Source organism: Pseudomonas sp. PA1(2017), assembly GCF_001945375.1.
Classification (GTDB): domain Bacteria; phylum Pseudomonadota; class Gammaproteobacteria; order Pseudomonadales; family Pseudomonadaceae; genus Aquipseudomonas.
Genome location: NZ_MSXU01000001.1, coordinates 643,380 through 663,086 on the forward strand (window position 1 = coordinate 643,380; position 19,707 = coordinate 663,086).

21 protein-coding genes are annotated in these 19,707 nt (G+C 64.1%); 13 read left to right on the forward strand and 8 right to left on the reverse strand.

What is annotated here, in order from left to right:
* Window positions 1-57 precede the first annotated feature (57 nt).
* Together BVH01_RS02910 and prlC are read right to left on the reverse strand one after the other, a co-directional pair.
* Complete coding sequence (locus BVH01_RS02910; protein ID WP_075928880.1) at window positions 58-345, reverse strand: YheV family putative zinc ribbon protein; 288 nt, start codon at window positions 343-345, stop codon at window positions 58-60.
* Window positions 342-2,390 (reverse strand): oligopeptidase A, encoded by a 2,049-nt coding sequence (gene prlC / locus BVH01_RS02915; RefSeq protein WP_075928881.1) that lies wholly within the window; start codon window positions 2,388-2,390, stop codon window positions 342-344. Before prlC ends, BVH01_RS02910 begins: the two co-directional genes overlap by 4 nt.
* Window positions 2,391-2,490: 100 nt before the next feature.
* Here prlC and BVH01_RS02920 point away from each other — a divergent pair, with 100 nt between their 5' ends.
* The 4 genes from BVH01_RS02920 to BVH01_RS02935 all read left to right on the forward strand — a co-directional run bounded on the left by BVH01_RS02920 (window position 2,491) and on the right by BVH01_RS02935 (window position 4,554).
* Complete coding sequence (locus BVH01_RS02920) at window positions 2,491-3,033, forward strand: gamma carbonic anhydrase family protein (RefSeq protein WP_027908502.1); 543 nt, start codon at window positions 2,491-2,493, stop codon at window positions 3,031-3,033.
* Window positions 3,034-3,114: 81 nt separating this feature from the next.
* On the forward strand, window positions 3,115-3,585 hold the full coding sequence (locus tag BVH01_RS02925) for an antitoxin Xre/MbcA/ParS toxin-binding domain-containing protein (RefSeq protein ID WP_027908501.1): 471 nt from the start codon (window positions 3,115-3,117) through the stop codon (window positions 3,583-3,585).
* Complete coding sequence (locus BVH01_RS02930) at window positions 3,585-4,046, forward strand: RES family NAD+ phosphorylase (RefSeq protein ID WP_075928882.1); 462 nt, start codon at window positions 3,585-3,587, stop codon at window positions 4,044-4,046. The genes BVH01_RS02925 and BVH01_RS02930 overlap by 1 nt, the downstream gene beginning before the upstream one ends.
* Window positions 4,047-4,065: 19 nt before the next feature.
* Window positions 4,066-4,554 carry a GNAT family N-acetyltransferase gene (locus BVH01_RS02935; protein WP_075928883.1) on the forward strand — a complete coding sequence of 163 codons (489 nt, stop codon included), beginning with the start codon at window positions 4,066-4,068 and terminating at the stop codon, window positions 4,552-4,554.
* A gap of 272 nt (window positions 4,555-4,826) precedes the next feature.
* On the opposite strand, the gene solA is transcribed toward BVH01_RS02935, so the two are convergent.
* The gene (solA, locus tag BVH01_RS02940; RefSeq protein ID WP_075928884.1) at window positions 4,827-5,993 is read right to left on the reverse strand and encodes an N-methyl-L-tryptophan oxidase; all 1,167 of its coding nucleotides are present in this window, start codon (window positions 5,991-5,993) and stop codon (window positions 4,827-4,829) included.
* Window positions 5,994-6,001: 8 nt separating this feature from the next.
* Window positions 6,002-6,661 (reverse strand): HD domain-containing protein, encoded by a 660-nt coding sequence (locus tag BVH01_RS02945; RefSeq protein WP_075928885.1) that lies wholly within the window; start codon window positions 6,659-6,661, stop codon window positions 6,002-6,004.
* A 282-nt stretch (window positions 6,662-6,943) separates the two neighbouring features.
* Here BVH01_RS02945 and BVH01_RS02950 point away from each other — a divergent pair, with 282 nt between their 5' ends.
* From BVH01_RS02950 to BVH01_RS02990, 9 genes are all read left to right on the forward strand, one after another.
* A complete protein-coding gene (locus tag BVH01_RS02950) occupies window positions 6,944-9,169 on the forward strand; it encodes a type VI secretion system Vgr family protein (RefSeq protein ID WP_075928886.1) in 2,226 nt (741 codons plus the stop codon).
* A 25-nt stretch (window positions 9,170-9,194) separates the two neighbouring features.
* Complete coding sequence (locus BVH01_RS02955) at window positions 9,195-9,644, forward strand: DUF6484 domain-containing protein (protein ID WP_075928887.1); 450 nt, start codon at window positions 9,195-9,197, stop codon at window positions 9,642-9,644.
* A gap of 10 nt (window positions 9,645-9,654) precedes the next feature.
* Window positions 9,655-10,767 (forward strand): DUF2169 domain-containing protein, encoded by a 1,113-nt coding sequence (locus BVH01_RS02960; protein ID WP_075928888.1) that lies wholly within the window; start codon window positions 9,655-9,657, stop codon window positions 10,765-10,767.
* Complete coding sequence (locus BVH01_RS02965; RefSeq protein WP_075928889.1) at window positions 10,764-11,801, forward strand: 3-oxoacyl-ACP synthase; 1,038 nt, start codon at window positions 10,764-10,766, stop codon at window positions 11,799-11,801. Before BVH01_RS02960 ends, BVH01_RS02965 begins: the two co-directional genes overlap by 4 nt.
* Entirely contained in the window at window positions 11,801-13,018 is a 1,218-nt protein-coding gene (locus BVH01_RS02970) for a PAAR-like domain-containing protein (protein WP_075928890.1), read from the forward strand. Before BVH01_RS02965 ends, BVH01_RS02970 begins: the two co-directional genes overlap by 1 nt.
* Window positions 13,015-13,911, forward strand: coding sequence for a hypothetical protein (locus BVH01_RS02975; protein ID WP_083651862.1), 897 nt, complete (start codon window positions 13,015-13,017; stop codon window positions 13,909-13,911). Before BVH01_RS02970 ends, BVH01_RS02975 begins: the two co-directional genes overlap by 4 nt.
* Window positions 13,911-15,146 (forward strand): TIGR02270 family protein, encoded by a 1,236-nt coding sequence (locus tag BVH01_RS02980; RefSeq protein WP_075928891.1) that lies wholly within the window; start codon window positions 13,911-13,913, stop codon window positions 15,144-15,146. The genes BVH01_RS02975 and BVH01_RS02980 overlap by 1 nt, the downstream gene beginning before the upstream one ends.
* 240 nt (window positions 15,147-15,386) lie before the next feature.
* Window positions 15,387-15,857, forward strand: coding sequence for a DUF6795 domain-containing protein (locus BVH01_RS02985; protein WP_075928892.1), 471 nt, complete (start codon window positions 15,387-15,389; stop codon window positions 15,855-15,857).
* 37 nt (window positions 15,858-15,894) lie between these two features.
* Entirely contained in the window at window positions 15,895-17,046 is a 1,152-nt protein-coding gene (locus tag BVH01_RS02990; RefSeq protein WP_075928893.1) for a lipase family protein, read from the forward strand.
* 36 nt (window positions 17,047-17,082) lie between these two features.
* Here BVH01_RS02990 and BVH01_RS02995 read toward each other — a convergent pair whose 3' ends face one another.
* The 4 genes from BVH01_RS02995 to purE form a co-directional block, all read right to left on the reverse strand.
* Window positions 17,083-17,616, reverse strand: coding sequence for a DUF3299 domain-containing protein (locus BVH01_RS02995; RefSeq protein WP_075928894.1), 534 nt, complete (start codon window positions 17,614-17,616; stop codon window positions 17,083-17,085).
* A gap of 61 nt (window positions 17,617-17,677) precedes the next feature.
* A complete protein-coding gene (locus BVH01_RS03000; RefSeq protein ID WP_075928895.1) occupies window positions 17,678-17,926 on the reverse strand; it encodes a GlsB/YeaQ/YmgE family stress response membrane protein in 249 nt (82 codons plus the stop codon).
* Window positions 17,927-18,010: 84 nt separating this feature from the next.
* Window positions 18,011-19,096, reverse strand: a complete 1,086-nt coding sequence (locus BVH01_RS03005; protein ID WP_075928896.1) for a 5-(carboxyamino)imidazole ribonucleotide synthase — start codon at window positions 19,094-19,096, stop codon at window positions 18,011-18,013.
* Window positions 19,096-19,587, reverse strand: a complete 492-nt coding sequence (gene purE / locus BVH01_RS03010; RefSeq protein ID WP_075928897.1) for a 5-(carboxyamino)imidazole ribonucleotide mutase — start codon at window positions 19,585-19,587, stop codon at window positions 19,096-19,098. The genes BVH01_RS03005 and purE overlap by 1 nt, the downstream gene beginning before the upstream one ends.
* Between the last annotated feature and the right edge of the window lie 120 nt (window positions 19,588-19,707).

Below are 19,707 nucleotides of genomic sequence, written 5' to 3' on the forward strand. Positions count from 1 at the left end.
GCTCCTGAAACGAAACAAGCGCCCTGGGGCGCTTGTTTCGTTTCCGCGAGGTGAAACCTATTCGGGCTTCTTCAGCTTTGGATTGGGAAAGAACTGCACCGCCTTGACCTTGGGATCAGCCGGTTTCTTCGGCGTCAGGCCGCTGACGTTGACGCGGGTAGGCAGCTCCCTGGCGACCGAGTTGCCACGCTCGTCCAGGGTGTCGGCGTAACCGCACTGCACGCATTCGCGGTGAGGCACGCCGTCGACGTTCCACATCTTGATGCTGTCCATCTCGCTGCACGCCGGGCACACGGCCCCGGCGATGAAACGCTTGGGCGTGACGTCTACAGGGGCGTCGCTCATGCCGCCTCCGCACTCAGGCCCAGATGGCGCAGCAGCGCGTCGATGCTCGGCTCGCGGCCGCGGAAATCGACGAACAGCACCATCGGCGCCTGGGAACCACCGCGCGCCAGAATCGCCTCGCGGAACGCACGACCGGTCTGCGGGTTGAGCACGCCCTCTTCCTCGAACTTCGAGAAGGCATCGGCGCTCAGCACCTCGGCCCACTTGTAGCTGTAGTAACCGGCCGCGTAACCGCCGGCGAAGATATGCGCGAAGCTGTTGGGGAAGCGATTGTAAGCCGGCGGACGCAGCACCGAGACCTCGTCGCGGATGCCTTCGAGCACCTCCAGCACGCTGCGACCATCGCCGTGGGTGACGTGCAGCTCGAAGTCGAACAGCGAGAACTCCAGCTGGCGCACCATCATCAGGCCGGACTGGAAGTTCTTGGCGGCCAGCATCTTATCGAGCAGGTCCTGAGGCAGCGGCTCGCCGGTCTGGTAATGGCCGGAGATCAGCGCCAGGCCCTCGGGCTCCCAGCACCAGTTTTCCATGAACTGGCTCGGCAGCTCCACGGCGTCCCAGGCCACGCCGTTGATGCCGGACACCCCGACATGCTCGACGCGGGTCAGCAGGTGATGCAGGCCATGGCCGAATTCGTGGAACAGCGTGGTGACTTCGTCGTGAGTCAGCAGCGCCGGCTTGCCCGCCGACGCTGGGGTGAAGTTGCACACCAGGTTGGCCACCGGGCTGACCAGCTCGCCACCGACCGCGCGGCGCTTGTCGCGGGCCCCGTCCATCCAGGCACCGCCGCGCTTGTTGGCGCGGGCGTAGAGGTCGAAGAAGAAGCGCCCGACGTGCTGGCCGTTCTCGGAAATCTCGAACAGGCGCACGTCCGGGTGCCAGGTGTCGAAGTCATGCAGCTCCTTGATCTGGATGCCGTAGAGCTTCTCGACGATGGCGAACAGGCCGCCGAGCACCTTGTCGATCGGGAAGTACGCGCGCAGGATTTCCTGGGAAATGCTGTAGCGCTGCTCACGCAGCTTCTCGCTGTAGTAGCCCACGTCCCAGCTTTGAAGGTCGTTGCAGCCCTGCTCGGCGGCGAAGGCGCGCAGCTCGGTCAGGTCCTGCTCGGCGAACGGCTTGCTGCGCACCGCCAGGTCGCGCAGGAAGCTCAGCACCTGTTCGCTGGACTCGGCCATCTTGCTGGCCAGGCTCAACTCGGCGTAGTTGCCGAAGCCCAGCAGGCGCGCCAGCTCCTGGCGCAGCTCGAGAATCTCGGCCATCACCGGGCCGTTGTCGTTCTGCCCGGCGTTCGGGCCCTGGTCCGAGGCGCGGGTGCAATAAGCCGCGTAAAGCTCTTCGCGCAGGGCGCGGTTGTCGGCGTAGGTCATCACCGCGTAGTAGCTGGGGAATTCCAGGGTGATCAGCCAGCCCGAGAGGTTCTTGGCTTCGGCGGCCTGCTGCATCTGCGCCTTGGCCGACTCGGTGATGCCGGCCAGCAGGCTTTCTTCCTCGATGTGCTTGGTCCAGGCCTGGGTGGCGTCCAGCAGCTGGTTGGAGAAGCGGCTGCCCAGCTCGGACAGGCGCATCTGGATCTCGCCATAGCGCTTCTGCTGCTCGGGCGGCAGGTCGATACCGGACAGGCGAAAATCACGCAGGGCGTGTTCGAGAATGGTCTTCTGCGCGACATCGAAATTCGCCGCTTCGGGGCTGGCGGCCAGCGCCTCGTAGGCCTGGAACAGGGCGCGGTTCTGGCCCATTTCCGTCCAGTATTCCGACAGCTTCGGCAGGCAGGCCTCGTAGGCGGCGCGCAGCTCGGGGTTGTTGCGCACGGCATTGAGGTGGCTGACCGGGCTCCAGGCGCGGCCCAGCTTGGCGCCCTGCTCGTCGAGCGCGTCGATCAAACTCTCCCAGCGCGGCGCATCGCCCTGGCTGGCCAGCACCTTGGCGACCACGCTGCGGCTCTCGGCGAGAATGGTATCCACCGCCGGCTCTACATGCTCGGGCAGGATGGACGAATACGGCGGCAGGTCGAAATCTTGCAGCAGGGGATTGTTCGCACTCACGTCGGGTACCTGTGGTGGAATGAATTAAAAACACTGATCAGTGATATGGCGGTCATCTTAATTACAATCAACCCCCGACGTAACTTCAGAGGTTTCTATCGTGGCGATTCGTACGTATCAGGGCACCAAGCCGACGCTCGGTGATCGGGTGTTCGTCGACAGTTCGGCGGTGGTCATCGGCGACGTGGAAATCGGCGAGGACAGTTCCGTTTGGCCGCTGACCGTGATCCGCGGCGACATGCACCGCATCCGCATCGGCAAGCGCACCAGCGTGCAGGACGGCAGCGTGCTGCACATCACCCACGCCGGCCCGTTCAACCCGGACGGCTTCCCGCTGATCATCGGCGACGAAGTGACCATCGGCCACAAGGTGATGCTGCACGGCTGCACCCTGGGCAGTCGCATCCTGGTCGGCATGGGCAGTACGGTGATGGACGGCGCGGTGGTCGAGGATGACGTGATCATCGGCGCCGGCAGCCTGGTGCCGCCGGGCAAGGTGCTGGAGAGCGGTTTCCTGTACGTCGGCAGCCCGGTGAAACAGGCACGGCCGTTGACCGACAAGGAACGCAATTTCTTCAGCTATACCGCCGGCAACTACGTGAAGCTCAAGGATCAGCATATTGCCGAGGGCTACGATCAATAGCCGACAGCCGAGCGTGCAAGCACGGATCCAAAGGTGTAACCTTCATTTGACGCTTAATTTAATTCAAATGAAGGAGGCAGCATGACCGTTACCGCAATGCGTCAGGCCAAACAGGGCAAGGATGACCACTCGCCCGTGGTCGCCGCCTTCTGGGATTTCAGTGCTGGCCGGGAAAAGCTCAGTGAAGCCGAGCGCCTGCAGCAGATTCGCGACGGCTTCGCCGCCGACCTGGTGCAAGCGGTCAAGGCGACCTTCACCCTGCCTGAGCGCAGCCTGGAAATTCTTCTTAACGCCTCGATCTCGACCCTCGAACGTCGCCGTCGCGAGCGCAAGGTGCTCGATCCGGTGGCCTCCGAGCGCCTGGATCGCATCGCCATGGTCTGCCAATTGGCCGAGGACGTGTTCGAAAGCCGCCAGGCAGCTGCCGAGTGGATGTCACGCGCCAATCGCTCCCTCGGCGATCAGGCACCGATCATGCTCTGCGAGACGGAAATCGGCGCCAAGCAGGTACGCCGGGTGCTCAATGCTCTCGATTGGGGTGGCGCCGCCTGATGCGTGCCTGGCGCGTGGCCAAGGCCAAGCGAGCCACCGACCTGTCCGGGCGTGGCGCCGCCATCGAAGGCGGGCGCTGGAACGAGCAGGACATCGCCGCGGTGTACATGGGCCTGAGCCCCGGCATCTGCTGCCTGGAAACCTTCGTGCACGCCGAAGGCCCGCCGGCGATGCCGATGAAAATCACCTGCTTCGAGCTGCCGGACGATTCGGACCTCTACTGGGAGCCCGCAGCGGGCGAACTGCCACAAGGCTGGAACGCGCTGCCGGTGGATCGCCCGAGCATGGATTTCGGCAGCGTCTGGCTGCGCGCCGTCAGCCACCTCGGCCTGATCGTGCCGTCCGCGGTGCTGCCGCTGGAGCGCAACCTGGTGGTCAACCCGCAGCACCCGGCCATCAGCCGCATCCGCATCGTCGACACCTACGATTTCACCTACGACCCACGCATGTTCAAGGCGTGATGAACCCTCAGGAAACCCCGTGAATATCCGCCCCATTAACGAAACCGATTTCGATCAGGTCTGGCCCATCATCCGCGATGTCGTCCAGGGCCAGGAAACCTACGCCTATGACCCGGCCATGGATCGTGAGACGGCCTGGAAAACCTGGGTCGAGCTGCCCCGCGCCACCTTCGTGGCCGAAGAACACGGGCAGATCCTCGGCACCTACTACATCAAGGCCAACGCCGCAGGGCCGGGCGACCACGTGTGCAACTGCGGCTACATGACCTCGCCCGCCGCCCGCGGTAAGGGCGTGGCGAGCGCGCTGTGCCAGCACTCGCTGCAGGTCGCCCGCGAGCTGGGCTTCCAGGCCATGCAGTTCAACTCGGTGGTGGCCAGCAACACCGTCGCCGTGGCGCTCTGGCAGAAACACGGTTTCGACATCGTCGGCACCCTGCCCAAGGCCTACCGCCACCGCACGCTGGGCCTGGTGGATTGCCATGTGATGTATCGCTGGCTGGATGATTGACGCCGATTCCGTAGCCCGGTGTAGAGCGCAGCGAAACCCAGGATGATCTCCTGGGTATCGCTACGCTCAACCACAGGCTACGAGCTGCAAAGGGGCGAAGCGGTCTTATCCGATCCACTGTGGGAGCCGTGACCTCGCGGCGATTCGCTCAGGCACCGCCGATAGGCAGTCAGGCTGCAATCGCTTCGCCCCGAGGTCGGGGCTCCCACAGGTTGGTCTGGGTGGCTGCTCCTGCCCTGCTGCAGTCGATAAGCCACTAGCGCCCGAGCAGGCTACGACGTGAATCGCGCCAGCGAAAACGCCGACAGGTCAGCCGCGCCGATCTCATTGCAGTGATGCATGGCCAGGGCCTCGCCGATACCGGCGGAATGCTTGAAGCCGTGCCCCGAGCAGGCCGACACCAGGGTCACGTTGGCCATCTGCGGATGGGTATCGATGATGAAGTTGAAGTCCGGCGTAATGGTGTAGGTGCACACCTTGGACTTCAGCACCCGCCGGGAAACCCCGAGCAGCCGGCCAGCCACGTGGGCGTCGTACAGGGCGTCGATATCCGCCTGGCTGACGCTGCGATCCAGCGCATCGGGGTCGCAGCCTTCGCGGTATTGCTCGGTGGCGACCTTGATGGCGTTCTCGCCCGGCAGCGGCGGGAAACCGTAGCAACTGTCGGTATCCGCCGCGCCGTGCAGCAGGATGTACACCGGCGAGCCGGCAGCAAAGCGCTCCGGCTCGTCCAGCTCGAACCACACCAGCTGCTGGCGACAGACCTTCAGCAAGCCCTCGACCGATGCGCCCAGCAGCCGGCCCGTCCACATGCCCGCGCAGACGATTGCCTTGTCCGCCGTAAGGGTGCCGCTGCCCGTGCGCACCCGAACGCCTCCGGCATCGGACTCGATAGCCTCGACCCGCGTATTGGTGTGCAAGACCGCGCCCAGCTGCTCGGCCAGCCGCACCTGCACGTCGATGGCCCGCTCTGGGCGCACATAACCGGCGCCCGGCTCGTAATAGCCGGTGGCAGCATCGCCGAAGCCGCCGAATTGCGGGAAGCGCTGGCGGATGGCGGCGGCGTCCAGCAGGCTGTGTTCGATGCCGAAGCGTTTGGCCAGCGCTGCCGTTTCGCCGCCGAAGTCAGGCGTGCCATGGCCGCGGGTCGGCTCCTGGCTGCTGCTCAGCATCAGCATGCCGCAGGCTTCGAACAACGCCTCGCCGCTCTGCGCCTCCAGCTCACGCCAGATGCGTTGGGAATTGAGCGCCAGCGGCACGTAGGCCGCGCCCTCGCCCACCGCCTGGCGGGTGATGCGCGTGTCGCCATGGCTGGAGCCCTGGTCGTGGGGCGGCGCATAGCGGTCAACGCCGGCCACGCGCACGCCGCGCTTGGCCAGTTGATAAAGGGTGGCGGCGCCCATGGCGCCCAGGCCGATCACGATAACGTCGTAGTGCATGGGGTTCTCTACTGCTCGAAGGGCTGGGTTTCTTCGCGAAAGGCGTCGAGGAAGGCGGCCATCCACGCGTGCCGCTGCCCGGCCAGGCGCGAACCGGTGGCAGTCTGGAAGCCGGCGGCCAGGCCCAGCAACTTGGTGTGGAAGTGGTCCAGGGCGAAACGCTGGTCATCCAGTGGCCGCTGGCGTGCGTCGATATCCTCGGCATCGTACAGCGCACTGCCCAGGCGCCCGGAGACATGAAAACAGCGCGCCACGCCGATCAGGCCGATGGCGTCCAGGCGGTCGGCATCCTGCAGGATGCGCGCCTCCAGGCTGGTCGGCGTAATGGCGGCGGAGAAACTGTGCGCCTCGATGGCATGGCGCACGGCGGCGATGCGCTCGCTCGACCAGCCGAGGTCTGCGAGCACCTCGTGGGCGCGCGCAGCGGACAACCGCGAAGCGCTGGAGCGCAGCGGCGAATCCTTTTCCACCGCCACGCAGTCATGCAGCAGCACCGCCGCCAGCAGCAACTGCAGATCGCCGCCCTCCTCGCGCTGCAAGCGCCGAACGTTGGCCCACACCCGCTGCAGGTGCGACAGGTCATGGGCGCCATCGTCGGTAGACGGCGCGCAGCCGGCCAGCAGCTGGCCAGCCAGCTCGGCGTATGGAGCGAAAGGATCCAGATTCATCGACAGGGCGCCAGGTGCGAAAGCCGCACCTTAGGGCCAGGCGCGAGCGCTCGCAAGCCGTACGGCGCAATGTGGCGCCTTGCCATTACTGGACAAGCTCATAGGGCTTGCGCCACCTTTGGCAGCTTCGCCGAGCGACCTGGCAGCGCGCCAAGATCGCCTCGGCACATGAAGGATTTTCGACAGACTCGCCAGCATGAGCGCACATTCCGAACGGCGTCTCAGCAGATAACCGCGTTCGCGGTTATCTTCGGCACAGGATGGCATCGCAGGGATACGCACATGGCAATCACACAACAGTCGCGCATGGCCAAGGTCAACAGCCCGCTCGGCGACAACGTGCTGGTAATGGAGCGCCTGGTCGGCAGCGAATCCCTGGGCCGCCTGTTCCACTACGAACTCAGCCTGGCCTCGGAAAACTCCTCGCTCAAGCTCAACGCCCTGCTCGGCAAGCCCATGGGCCTGGCCGTGCAACTGGCCGACGGCAGCGACCGCTACTTCCACGGCATCGTCGCGCGCTGCAGCCAGACAGCCCACCGTGGCCAGTTCGCCAGCTATCAGGTCACCCTCAAGCCCTGGCTATGGCTGCTGTCGCGCACCTCCGACTGCCGCATCTTCCAGAGCAAGACGGTGCCGGACATCGTCAAGCAGGTGTTCCGCGACCTGGGTTTTTCCGACTTCGAAGACGCCCTGACCCGCTCCTACCGCGAGTGGGACTATTGCGTGCAGTACCGCGAGACCAGCTTCGATTTCGTCAGCCGGTTGATGGAGCAGGAAGGCATCTACTACTACTTCCGCCACGAGCAGGAACGCCATGTGCTGGTGCTCTGCGATGCCTATGGTGCCCACAGCACGGCGCCCGGCTATGGGCGCGTGCCGTTCTATCCGCTCGACGACCAGATGCGCGAGCGCGACCACATTCACGACTGGCACCTGGCTCACGAAGTGCAGCCCGGCTCCCTGGCGCTCAACGACTACGACTTCCAGCGCCCCAGCGCACGCCTGGAAGTGCGCTCCAGCATCGCCCGCGAGCATAGCAACGCCGATTATCCGCTCTACGACTACCCGGGCGAATACGTGCAGAGCAAGGATGGCGAGCAATACGCGCGCAATCGCATCGAGGCCATCCAGGCGCAGTACGAGCAGATCCGCCTGAAGGGCAATGCCCGCGGCCTGGGCAGTGGGCACCTGTTCAGCCTTACCGATTACCCGCGCGACGATCAGAACCGCGAGTACCTGATCGTCGACAGCGAGTACACCATCACCCAGGATCTCTATGAAAGCGGCCGCGGCAACGAGAACTTCCAGTTCGACAGCAGCCTGACCTGCATCGACGCCAGCCAGGTGTTCCGACCACTTCCGCAGACCGTGCAGCCCATCGTGCAAGGCCCACAGACGGCCATGGTGGTCGGCCCCAAGGGCGAGGAAATCTGGACCGACCAGTACGGCCGGGTGAAGGTGCATTTCTACTGGGACCGCCACGACCAATCCAACGAGAACAGCTCGTGCTGGATTCGTGTGTCGCAGAACTGGGCCGGCAAGAACTGGGGCTCGATCCAGATCCCGCGCATCGGCCAGGAAGTCATCGTCAGTTTTCTGGAAGGCGACCCCGACCGGCCGATCATCACCGGTCGCGTCTACAACGCCGAGCAGACGGTGCCCTACGACCTGCCCGCCAACGCCACGCAAAGCGGCACCAAGAGCCGCTCGAGCAAGGGTGGCACGCCGGCCAACTTCAACGAAATCCGCATGGAGGACAAGAAGGGCGAAGAGCAGCTGTTCATCCATGCCGAGAAGAACCAGGACATCGAGGTCGAGAACGACGAGACCCACTGGGTCGGCCACGACCGCAGCAAGACCATCGACAACGACGAAACGGTGCACGTCAAACACGACCGCACCGAGACGGTGGACAACAACGAGACCATCACCATCGGCGTCGACCGTACCGAAAAGGTCGGCAACAACGAGTCCATCACCATCGGCGTGAACCGCACCGAAAACGTGGGTAGCAACGAATCGATCAGCATTGGTGCCAACCGTACCGAGAGCGTAGGCAGTAACGAGACCATCAGCATCGGCGCCAACCGCACCGAGAGCGTCGGCAGCAACGAAACCATCAGCATTGGCGCCAACCGTACCGAAAGCGTGGGTAACAACGAGCGCATCACCATCGGCGCCGACCGCACCGAGCTGGTCACCGCCAACGAGAGCGTGTTCATCGGCGCCAACCAGACCACCGCAGTCGGCGGCAGCGAATCGCGCTATGTGCGCGGCGAACGCAACACCCGCATCGGCAAGGACGACACCCTCAACGTCGGCAAGAACTTCGTGCTCAAGGCAGGTGACTCGATCACCCTGCAGACCGGCGCCGCCAGCATCACCATGAAGAAGGACGGCACCATCTTCATTCGTGGCAAGAACATCAGCATCGACGGCTCTGGAGCGATCAACGTCAAGGCCGCCAAGAACATCGTGATGAAAGGCCAGAAGATCCTGCAGAACTAGGCCGCGATCAGCGCCAGGAGCCCCCATGACTGTCCAGCACCACACTCCCGCCGCCGCCACTCGCCTGGACGGCGTGGTCATCGGCGTACTGCTCGATGTGCCGCAAGCCGCAAGCCCCGTGGTGGCCTTTGCCGGCTGCCCGTCGGAGACCGGCATCGCCGCGACCACCACCACGGCCCTCAGCCGCGAGGACATCGGCGCCCAGGTGGCCCTGATGTTCGTCGCTGGCGACCCGGCCCAGCCACTGGTGATCGGCCGTATCCAGCGCCTGCCGCAGGCACCGGCCGCGGTCGCGGTCGCGCATCTGGACGGCGAGCGCCTGGAATTCAGCGCCGAACGCGAGATCGTGCTGCGCTGCGGCAAGGCCAGCATCACCCTGACCCGCGAGGGCAAGGTGCTGATCAAGGGCGCCTATCTGTCCAGCCGCTCCAGCGGCGTGAACCGCATCAAGGGCGGTTCGGTGCAGATCAACTAAGAAGCCGCCCATGGAACTGCTCAACGCCACACGAATGGTGGCCGCCTACAACCAGGGCCTGGACGCCGATGGCCGCGAATACCTGGTGGTCATCGTCAAGGGCACCTTCAGCCTGCCGGTGGACGGCAGCGTGGCGCGCCTGCTCGATGAGCAACAGCCGCTGCTGATGAGCGATACCTTTGCTGGCGACCCGGCGCTGTCCGCGACCTTGCGCGAGTTCGACTTCGCCCCATTCAAGCCGTACTGCGACGTGCTGGTGAGTGGCAGCGCCCATGCGCCAGGTGGGCGGCCGGTTAGCCAGCTCACCGTGGGCATCCGCGTCGGCCGGGTCAGCAAGGCGTTCAGCGTGTTCGGCCCGCGCCACTGGCAGCCCGGCGCCCTGGGCACCAGTGCCGGCGCGCCGCAGCCCTTCGTGCGCCAGGACATTTCCTACGCCAGCGCCTTCGGCGGCAGCCACCCGGCGCCGGGCAACCCCGAGCAACTGCTGTGCAACCTGCGCAACCCGGCCGGCCAAGGCTGGTACCCGCGCAGCCTGGGCGGCGGCACCGTGGTCGGCATGCCGATGCCCAACACCGAAAAACTTGGCCAACCAGTGGATGCACCCCATGGCGATTTCGAGCCCATGGCCCTCGGCCCGCTGGGCAAGCACTGGCAAGCGCGGGTTGGTTTCGCCGGCACCTACGACCAGGCCTGGCAGGACGAGCAGTTCCCCTTCCTGCCCAGGGACTTCGACGAGCGCTATTTCCAGGCGGCCCCAGCCGACCAGCAGACCGACTACCTCAAGGGCGGCGAAGAGGTGTTCCTGCTCGGCCTGCTGCCCACCGAGCGCGCCGGCTTCCGGGTGCCCAGCGTGCGCATGCCGGTGACCTATTTTCTCAGCGCCGGCGGCCATGAAACGGCAGAGGCTGTGATCGATACCCTGCTGGTCGACACCGACGCCAACCAGGTGGAAATCACCTGGCGCACCCGCCGCCCCCTCAAGCGCAGCCTGTTCGAGATCGCCCAGGTGCTGGTGGGCGAGAAGTCCCGGGCCTGGTGGCGCGCCCGCGAGCTGGGCAAGGACTACTATCCGTCGTTGGCCGCACTGAGCCGCAGCCGCTCGACCGAGGATGACCTGTCATGAGCGCCCTCAGTATCCTCTCCAGCGGTATGGTCAGCGCCGTGGGCCTGAGCGCGCCGGCCAGTTGCGCGGCGATCCGCTGCGCCCTCGACAACTTCCAGGAAACCCGCTTCCTCGACGGCGGCGGCGAATGGCAGATCGCCGCCAGCGTGCCGCTGGAGGAGCCGTGGCGCGGCCGCACCAAGCTGGTGAAGATGGCCGCCCGCGCCATCGCCGAAAGCCTGGCCGGCGTGCCGGGCATCGATTGCACCGCAACGCCGCTGCTGCTTGGCGTCGCCGAACTGGATCGCCCAGGGCGTAGCGACGGCCTGGACAACAGCCTGCTGCACGATATCGAAAGCGAGCTGGGCGTGCGCTTTCATGAAGCCTCCACGCTGATCCCGCGGGGCCGGGTCAGCGCCGGCGTGGCGTTGCTCAATGCGCGCCGGCTGATCCACGAAGGTGGCCATCGGCATGTGCTGATCGCCGGGGTCGACTCGTTTATCAACGCTGCCACGCTGTCCGCCTTAGAGCAGCGCCAGCGGCTGCTCACCAGCCGGCATTCCAACGGTTTCATTCCCGGCGAAGGGGCGGCGGCGGTGGTGGTCGGCGCGCCCGTGCGCCAGGAAGCCGAACAGCTGATCTGCTTTGGGCTGGGCTTTGGCGTCGAGAAGGCCACCGTGGAAGCCGACGACATCCCGCTGCGCGCCGACGGCCTGGTACAGGCCACCCAGGCGGCGCTCAAGGACGGCAACTGCCGTATGGAAGAAATGGACTATCGCCTGACCGACAACTCCGGCGAGCAGTACTACTTCAAGGAAGCCGCCCTGGCGCTGAGCCGCACACTGCGGGTGGTCAAGGAAGAGTTCGACATCTGGCACCCCGCCGACTGCATCGGCGAATGCGGCGCCGCCATCGGCCCGGCCATGCTGGCGGTGGCGCTGGCCGCCTCGCGCAAGGGCTACAGCCCTGGTGCGAACATCGTCTATCAACTGGGCAACGACGCCGGCGAACGCGCCGTGGCGTTGCTGCGTTACCAACGGGTAGGAGCCGCCTGATGGCCAACGAGGTCTATGCCAACAACCGGGAGATTTCCTGCAAGGCGGCCAGCGGCAAATCCATCGCCGCCTTTCCCGACGTCTGCTTCACCCCGCCGCAAACGCCGCCGATGCCTCTGGGCATCCCGATCCCGTACCCCAACACCGGGCTGTCCAAGGACACCACCAAGGGCACGCGCACCATCCGCATCACCCGCAAGGAAGTGATGCTCAAGAACAAGAGCTACTACAAGACCAGCTACGGCGACGAACCCGGCCGCGCCCCGAAGAAAGGCATCATCACGGGCAAGATCAAGGGCAAGGTGTACTTCACCTCCTGGTCGATGGACGTCAAGTTCGAAGGCAAGAACGTGGTGCGGCATATGGATTTGACGACCCATAACCATGGGTCGTTTCCGGGGAATACGCCGACCTGGCCGTATCTGGATCAGATGGCAGTGAGCAAGGGTGAAGGGCCGTGCAAGGAAGACATCAAGAAAGAGAAAGATGCCTGTAAGGAATACACCCCTCATGGAGACGACGACCCATGCCCACCAACCACCGAACTGGTGAAAGCGAAAAAAGCGCGGGCGCTTACCGCCAAGGGCTCCGCGGCCAGGACCCAGGCCAATGCGTCGGTCAAGAGCGCTTACGAGCGACTCGCCAGTAAGAATCGCGCCAATAAATGCCTGCAGGCTCGACGTTGCATGCTGACCCCCTACAAGCCTAAAGGTCGCGGTAAAAACCGCCAACCAGGCTGCTGCCCAGGCCAGACAGGCCACCATCTCATAGAGGCTTCGGCGTTCCTCGAACCAGGCACCCGCAAAGAAGGCGGCTCCTTGAGAGCTCAATTCAAGAACTCGAAATACGACCTTGATCGAGCCCCCTGCGTATGCGCGGAAGGCCCTGACAATACGACCGCAACCCACGGTTTGATGCATACCTATCAAGGCGTCAGGGCAAAAAAGCTGGCTCCCGATGGCACATGGACCTTGCGCCAGGCCACCGAATGCGGGGCCGCGTCAGTGAATATGGTATTTCAGGGCGGATGTGATCAGAAGTGTCTGGAGTCGCAACTCAACGCCTACCACTCCAGCCCCGAAGTAGGCGTGAAACCGGACACGAAAATACCCTCGTCACCCAGTGGCAAAACCGACAGCAAGGTTGCCGAGAAAGCTTGGCAGCAATACGACAAGGGCAAACGGTCAATAGATAACTCAGGGAGTACCACACGATGATGTTCAAGGACGTTGGTTACCGTTACCGCAGCGGGGCCGTGCGCTACGGCGACCTCGCTTATGTCTTGTGCATTGACCCTGATCTTGCCGCGGACGGCTTACCACATACCTCTTTTTATGCCTGGGATAATGGCGGATGGGGTATGTATGAGATAGGGCGCTGGAACGCTCATTCGATCTGCGTTACTCAAACGCCAAAGGATCAAGCTATCGCACTAGGCGAGCACGGCGATATCCGTGTGATGGGCAACAACGACGATTATGACGAGCAGATAGCCTGTCCCGGCGTAGCGTTGAGCATCATGCGGGAGATACGCAATATCGGTGGTTTCGCCTATGTGTGCGGCATGGATCGTCAGGTATTCAAACGAGACGGCCCAGGCAATTGGATTGCCTTGCACGACGACATGCCGGACCAACCAGCCAAGGACATGGTTTTCGGCTTCGAATCCATTCATGGTTACAGCGAGCACGATATCTACGCCGTCGGCTGGTATGGCGAAATCTGGCATTTCGATGGCAAGGCTTGGAAGAATTGCGCCAGCCCCACCAACATAAACCTCACTCGGGTGTGCTGTGCCGAAGACGGCTGGGTTTATGCCTGCGGCATGCACGGAATCCTGCTGCGGGGTAAGCATGATCAATGGGAACCGGTTGAGCATGAAGCTACCGATTTGGATATCTGGGATCTCGAGTGGTTTGCCGGCAAGCTTTATGTCTCGACACTCCATGCACTGTACTGGCTCAACGCAGACCAGCTAGAGCTAGTCGACTTCGGTGATCTAGTCCCCAATAGCTGCCATAGCTTGAGCAGTGCAGATGGGGTGCTCTGGTCCATCGGGGAAAATGACATTCTGGCCTTCGATGGCACTTCGTGGACCCGAGTCGAGTAATGATCGCCACCCTCCTCGACCAGCATGCAGAAGAAGCCGCCTTTCTCGCCGGCCTGCGCAGCTACGCCGTCGGCGCGCCGCATTATGACCTGGCCCATCTCGGCGACCTGGACGAGCGGATCGAGGCTCATCTCGACGGCCTGCAGATCGCCGGCCTCAAGGGGCTTCACCTGTTACTGGAGCACCTCACCCCACACGCCCAGGGCGAGGTATTCGCCACGGCAGCGCTGGCGCTGCGGCTGGGCAACGAGAGCGCCCTGGAAACCCTGTACCAGCATCTGCAAGAGCATCCTGAAGGCGAGCCTTATCTTGTGGCGGCACTGGGCTGGCTGGAGTGGCACGAAGCCTCCGCGCTGATTGAACGCGACCTGAGCTCCACGGACGCCCAGCGCCGCCGGATCGCCCTGGCTGCCCATGCCCTGCACGGCAAGGATCCGGGCCCGGCGCTGCTGTCGGCCCTCGGCCACGGTGATGCCAGCGTACTGGCTGCCGCGGCCCGGCTGGCTGGCACCCTGCGGCGGCGCGATCTGCTACAGCCGCTGCGTCAGCACCGTCTGCACGGCGACGATGAAGTCCGCTTCTGGAGCAACTGGGCCAGCGCCCAGATGGGTGACCAAGAGGCGCTCGGCAACCTGCGCCTGTTCGCCGAGCATCCCGGCGAGCTACGCCGGCCCGCGCTCGAGGTGCTGCTCGCCTGGCAACCGCGCGACGCCAGCGTCGCCTGGTTGCGTGGCCTGATGCAGAGCGCGGCGCACCGCCATATGGCGATCCAGGCCATCGGCCTGCTTGGCGATCCGCAGACCATTGCCTGGCTGATTCGCCAGATGCACGACCTGCCCACGGCCCGTGCAGCGGGTGAAGCCTTCAGCCTGATCACCGGCGCCGACCTCGCGGAACTCGACCTGGAATTAGACGTCTATCCCGACTACGACGAAGGCCCTAGCGATGATCCGTCCGACGCCAACGTCAGCATGGATCCGGACATCGACCTGCCCTGGCCCGACCCGCAGCGCGTCGAGCAGTGGTGGCAGAGCCAGCAACAAGGCTTGCAGCCAGGCACCGGCTACCTGCTAGGCCAGCCGTTCAGCGAGCAGCAATGCATGGCGGTACTGCGCAGCGGGATGCAGCGACAACGCCGAGCGGCCGCCAGCCTGCTGGCGCGCTACCAGCCGACCAGCGCTCTGTTTGCAACGGATGCGCCGGCACGCCGGCAAAAGCGATTACTGGGCAGCTGAGCTCAAGCGACCAACGACACAAGGAGAGTGCGAACATGCTCAAGAAATCCCCACCACGCCCCTCGCTATACTCGGTGATCGATTCGAACTGCCCACGCAGGGAGCGCCACTGAGCTGGGCCACCCGTTGATGAGGACCTGCCTCGGTGGCCGATATTTCCTAGCAGGCCGGCAAGCAAGGAAACGCTTATCGATGACTCCGTCCACCCAAGAATCATATTCACCTGGCGAGGAAACGCCCTTGAACCGCAAAACGCTTTCCTGCTGCGCACTGCTGCTTATCGGACTTTTCACACAGGGTTACGCCATGGCTTTTTCCAAGACGCTCTATCTGTTCTCCGAGGTCCAGGGCACGGTGCTGCTCGATGGCAAGCCCGTGCAAGGCGTGGATATCGAGCAGGAATATCACTGGCACTGGAAAAACGAACACCGCAAGAACAATACGAAAAGCGACGCGCAGGGTCGCTTCCACTTTCCGGCTGTCACGGCCAAGTCACTGACGGCCGGTTTCATGCCCCACGAACCAGTAACCGGCCAGCGCATCACGCTCAGGTACCAGGGCAAGGAACACAAGGGCTGGGTATTCACCAAGCACAACTACGACAACCTGGGCGAAGTGAAAAACCGCCCGCTGACGTTCATCTGTGAACTGAACAGCGAGCCTGTCGCCCATCCCGAGACAGAGACCTTTGGCATCTGCGTCCTGCAGTGATGCCCCATCACCCTCACCAGACCAGAAGGATTCGGCTGTGAACCCCTTGAGCCCCAAGCAATCCGCGCAAATCGCCACCCATGTCTACACCGTCAAGGATGCCGTCATGTCATCCATGGGCGGCGTGGAGGATGAAGCCGCCCGTCTCGGCCTGAGCAACGCCTTCGACTTCTCCAAGCTGCAGATGGCCAGTGGCACCAGCGGTGCGATCTTTCGTACCCGCACCGGCTTCGCCTATGCGGTGCATGGCGTGGGCGGCCGCCAGGGCGAGATGCTGCTGGCATTTCGCGGTACCGACAGCATTGCCGACGCCCTGACCGATGCCAACGCCGGCCTGCAGCGCGGCCCCAGCACCTGGCCGGTACACGCAGGCTTCAACGAGACGTTCAAATCCCTGCGCGGTGACCTCGACGCCTTCATGCGCGGGCGCAACCCCAGCACCGTGCACTGCGTGGGTCACAGCCTGGGCGGCGCCCTCGCCACCCTGGCAGCCGACCATCTCAGCGAACTGGGCGTGGCCGGCATCAAGCTCTACACCTTTGGCTCGCCGCGCACCGGAGTGGCAGGCTTTGCCCGCCACCTGAGCGGCAAGCTCGGCGCCGACAATATCCACCGGGTCTACCACAGCGCCGACCCGGTGAGCATGGTGCCGATCTTCCCGTTCAGCCATGTGCCGGTTACCGGTAATGTCTGCATGATTCCGTGGAAGGGCGCGCAGATCAGCCCTGACGCTCACCGCATGACCTCCTACCTGCCTTCGATTGGAGACGCCAGCTGGAGAGGGCTCTATCGCAATCCGGAGCCGCCCCTGGATCGGGAAATCGATATCTGGCTGGAAAGCGCCAGCTACGGCCCGACCATGTTTTCCGCAGCAACCCTGTGGATGATCTCCAAGGCTATGCAGTACCTGCTCAAGAAGGCCGCCAATATCGTTATCGGTAGCGCGATCACCATCGGCGTTACGGTGCTGGACCAGATTGCCGGGATCCTGGTGCAGGGCGCCCAGATCTGCAAAGACATCAGCGATTCGGTCCGCGCCCTGATCGTGAAAATCTTCAAATTCCTGGGCCGTGCCGTGCCCGCGACCATTGAAGTGACCACGTTCTTCCTGCGCTGGGTACTCGACCTGCTCGCCCGAGCAGTTGTCGACATGGCCCGTCAGGCCATGCACCTGGTCATCCGCTCCTGAGTACAAAAAACGGCGCCTCCTGGCGCCGTTTTCACATTACAGATCCCCTTCCTCGACCATCCTCGCGCTGCTGGCATCCAGCGCGTAGGCGGCATCGGCCAGATCGTTGCTGACGGACTCGACTTTCAGCGTGCCATTGACCCACAGCGGCTCGTAGATATCGTCGAGGGCGATGCCCTTGGGGTAGCGCACCAGCACCAGTTGGTTCGGCGGCGGTGGTGGCACGTGGATGCAGGCGCCGGGGTATGGCACCAGGAAGAACAGCGTGCTTCTCCCGGCGTTGTCGGTTTCCAGCGGCACCGGGTAGCCACCGAGGCGGATCTTCTTGCCGTTCATGCCTGGTACGGTCTTGGCCGAGTACATGACGGCGGGCAGGCCTTTGTCCTGTTGCTTCAAGCCACCCTTGCTGTCGAACGTGCCGGCACCTTCCGGGCCGTTATGGACGATTTCCGGCATCTGCTCGAGCGCGCGCTGATCCTCCTCAGGCATCAGGTCGAGCCAGTCGGTTTCGGGGAGTTCGGCGCGGGCGAAGCCGCTCAGCAACAGCAGGACCAACAACAGGTAACGCATCGACGGGACTCACATGATGACAACGGGAGATAGCCGGGCGTCGATGCGTCAGGCTACCGGTTCAACGCTTCTTAGTGATCATGCCGAAGATCACCAGCAGGATGATCGCACCGACGACCGCGCCGATGAAACCCGCCGCTTCGCCCGCTTCGTAAATGCCCAGTGCCTGGCCACCGTAGGTCGCGGCGATGGAGCCACCGATGCCCAGCAGAATGGTCATGATCCACCCCATGCTGTCATCGCCCGGCTTGAGGAAGCGAGCCAACAGGCCAACGATCAGGCCGATGAAAATAGTGCCGATAATACCCATGACGCCCTCCAGAAATGAAAAAGGCGCCGCACGAATGCGGCGCCTTTCATCAGACGGAAGCGGTGCCGGAGAGGTTCAACCTCCTCAGCCGGCGTCGATCAGCGCCTGCACCTGGGCGATGCGGCTGTCGAGGGTCGCCCGATCCGCGCAACGCAGGGTGGCGTGGCCGACCTTGCGCCCGGCCTTGAAGGCCTTGCCGTAGTGGTGCAGGTGGCAATCGTCGATGGCCGCCACTTTATCCACAGCCGGTACGCTGCCGATGAAGTTGAGCATGGCGCTCTCGCCGACCTTGGCGGTCGAGCCCAGTGGCAGGCCGGCGACGGCGCGCAAGTGGTTCTCGAACTGGCTGCACTCGGCGCCTTCGATGGTCCAGTGCCCGGAGTTGTGCACGCGCGGGGCGATCTCGTTGGCCTTCAGGCCGCCGTCGACCTCGAAGAACTCGAAGGCCAGCACGCCGACATAGTCGAGTTGCTTCAGCACACGGCCGACGTAATCTTCGGCCAGCGCCTGCAGCGGGTGCGCGGTGCTGGCGATCGACAGGCTGAGAATGCCGCTGTCGTGGGTGTTGTGCACCAGCGGGTAGAAGCGTGTTTCGCCATCACGGCCGCGCACGGCGACCAGCGACACTTCACCGGTGAACGGCACGAAGCCTTCGAGGATGCACGGCACGCTGCCCAGCTCGGCAAAGGAACCGGCCACGTCTTCGGGCTTGCGCAGGACCTTCTGGCCCTTGCCGTCGTAGCCCAGGGTGCGGGTCTTCATCACCGCCGGCAGGCCGATGCTGGCAACGGCCGCATCGAGATCGGCCTGGGACCGGACGTCGGCGAACTCGGGCGTGGGGATGCCCAGGTCCTTGAACATCGACTTCTCGAACCAGCGATCACGGGCGATGCGCAGCGACTCGGCGCTCGGGTACACCGGTACGAACTGGAAGAGGAAAGCCACGGTTTCCGCCGGCACGCTCTCGAACTCGAAGGTCACCAGATCGACCTCGTCGGCCAGCTGGCGCAGGTGATCCTGATCGCCGTAATCGGCACGGATGTGCTCGCCCAGGGCTTGCGCACAGGCGTCCGGCGCGGGGTCGAGAAACGCGAAATTCATCCCCAGCGGAGTGCCCGCCAGGGCCAACATGCGGCCGAGCTGGCCGCCGCCGATTACGCCGATCTTCATCACTGTGCCCTCGGGTCCGGGTTGTCCAGCACGGTGTTGGTCTGCTCGTCGCGGAACTGCTTGAGCGCCGCGTGGAACTGCGGGTGCTGATGACCGAGGATGCTCGCCGCCAGCAGCGCGGCGTTGATGGCGCCGGCCTTGCCGATGGCCAGGGTGGCCACCGGAATACCGGCCGGCATCTGCACGATGGACAGCAGCGAGTCGACGCCCGAGAGCATGGACGACTGCACCGGCACACCGAGCACCGGCAGGTGAGTCTTGGCGGCACACATGCCCGGCAGGTGGGCAGCGCCACCGGCACCGGCAATGATCACCTGGATGCCACGGCCCTCGGCTTCTTCGGCGTACTGGAACAACAGGTCCGGGGTGCGGTGGGCGGAAACCACCTTCACCTCGTTGGGGATGCCCAGCTTGTCGAGCATCTCGACGGTATGGCTCAGGGTGCTCCAGTCGGATTTGGAACCCATGATCACGCCAACCAGTGCACTCATCGTCGTGCCTCTCTACGTCTCGGGCGCAGGGCGCCATGTCGATTGATCGGGCGCTTGGCGCCGCGGCAGAAACAACAAACCACGCGGGAGGCGTGGTTTGCGCAAATCGGCAATTATACT

Coding starts and splice junctions, on each gene's coding strand:
- BVH01_RS02910 (WP_075928880.1), bottom strand. CDS start 345: ATGAGCGACGCCCCTGTAGACGTCACGCCCAAGCGTTTCATCGCCGGG.
- BVH01_RS02925 (WP_027908501.1), top strand. CDS start 3,115: ATGACCGTTACCGCAATGCGTCAGGCCAAACAGGGCAAGGATGACCAC.
- BVH01_RS02930 (WP_075928882.1), top strand. CDS start 3,585: ATGCGTGCCTGGCGCGTGGCCAAGGCCAAGCGAGCCACCGACCTGTCC.
- solA (WP_075928884.1), bottom strand. CDS start 5,993: ATGCACTACGACGTTATCGTGATCGGCCTGGGCGCCATGGGCGCCGCC.
- BVH01_RS02945 (WP_075928885.1), bottom strand. CDS start 6,661: ATGAATCTGGATCCTTTCGCTCCATACGCCGAGCTGGCTGGCCAGCTG.
- BVH01_RS02950 (WP_075928886.1), top strand. CDS start 6,944: ATGGCAATCACACAACAGTCGCGCATGGCCAAGGTCAACAGCCCGCTC.
- BVH01_RS02955 (WP_075928887.1), top strand. CDS start 9,195: ATGACTGTCCAGCACCACACTCCCGCCGCCGCCACTCGCCTGGACGGC.
- BVH01_RS02960 (WP_075928888.1), top strand. CDS start 9,655: ATGGAACTGCTCAACGCCACACGAATGGTGGCCGCCTACAACCAGGGC.
- BVH01_RS02965 (WP_075928889.1), top strand. CDS start 10,764: ATGAGCGCCCTCAGTATCCTCTCCAGCGGTATGGTCAGCGCCGTGGGC.
- BVH01_RS02970 (WP_075928890.1), top strand. CDS start 11,801: ATGGCCAACGAGGTCTATGCCAACAACCGGGAGATTTCCTGCAAGGCG.
- BVH01_RS02975 (WP_083651862.1), top strand. CDS start 13,015: ATGATGTTCAAGGACGTTGGTTACCGTTACCGCAGCGGGGCCGTGCGC.
- BVH01_RS02980 (WP_075928891.1), top strand. CDS start 13,911: ATGATCGCCACCCTCCTCGACCAGCATGCAGAAGAAGCCGCCTTTCTC.
- BVH01_RS02995 (WP_075928894.1), bottom strand. CDS start 17,616: ATGCGTTACCTGTTGTTGGTCCTGCTGTTGCTGAGCGGCTTCGCCCGC.
- BVH01_RS03000 (WP_075928895.1), bottom strand. CDS start 17,926: ATGGGTATTATCGGCACTATTTTCATCGGCCTGATCGTTGGCCTGTTG.
- BVH01_RS03005 (WP_075928896.1), bottom strand. CDS start 19,096: ATGAAGATCGGCGTAATCGGCGGCGGCCAGCTCGGCCGCATGTTGGCC.
- purE (WP_075928897.1), bottom strand. CDS start 19,587: ATGAGTGCACTGGTTGGCGTGATCATGGGTTCCAAATCCGACTGGAGC.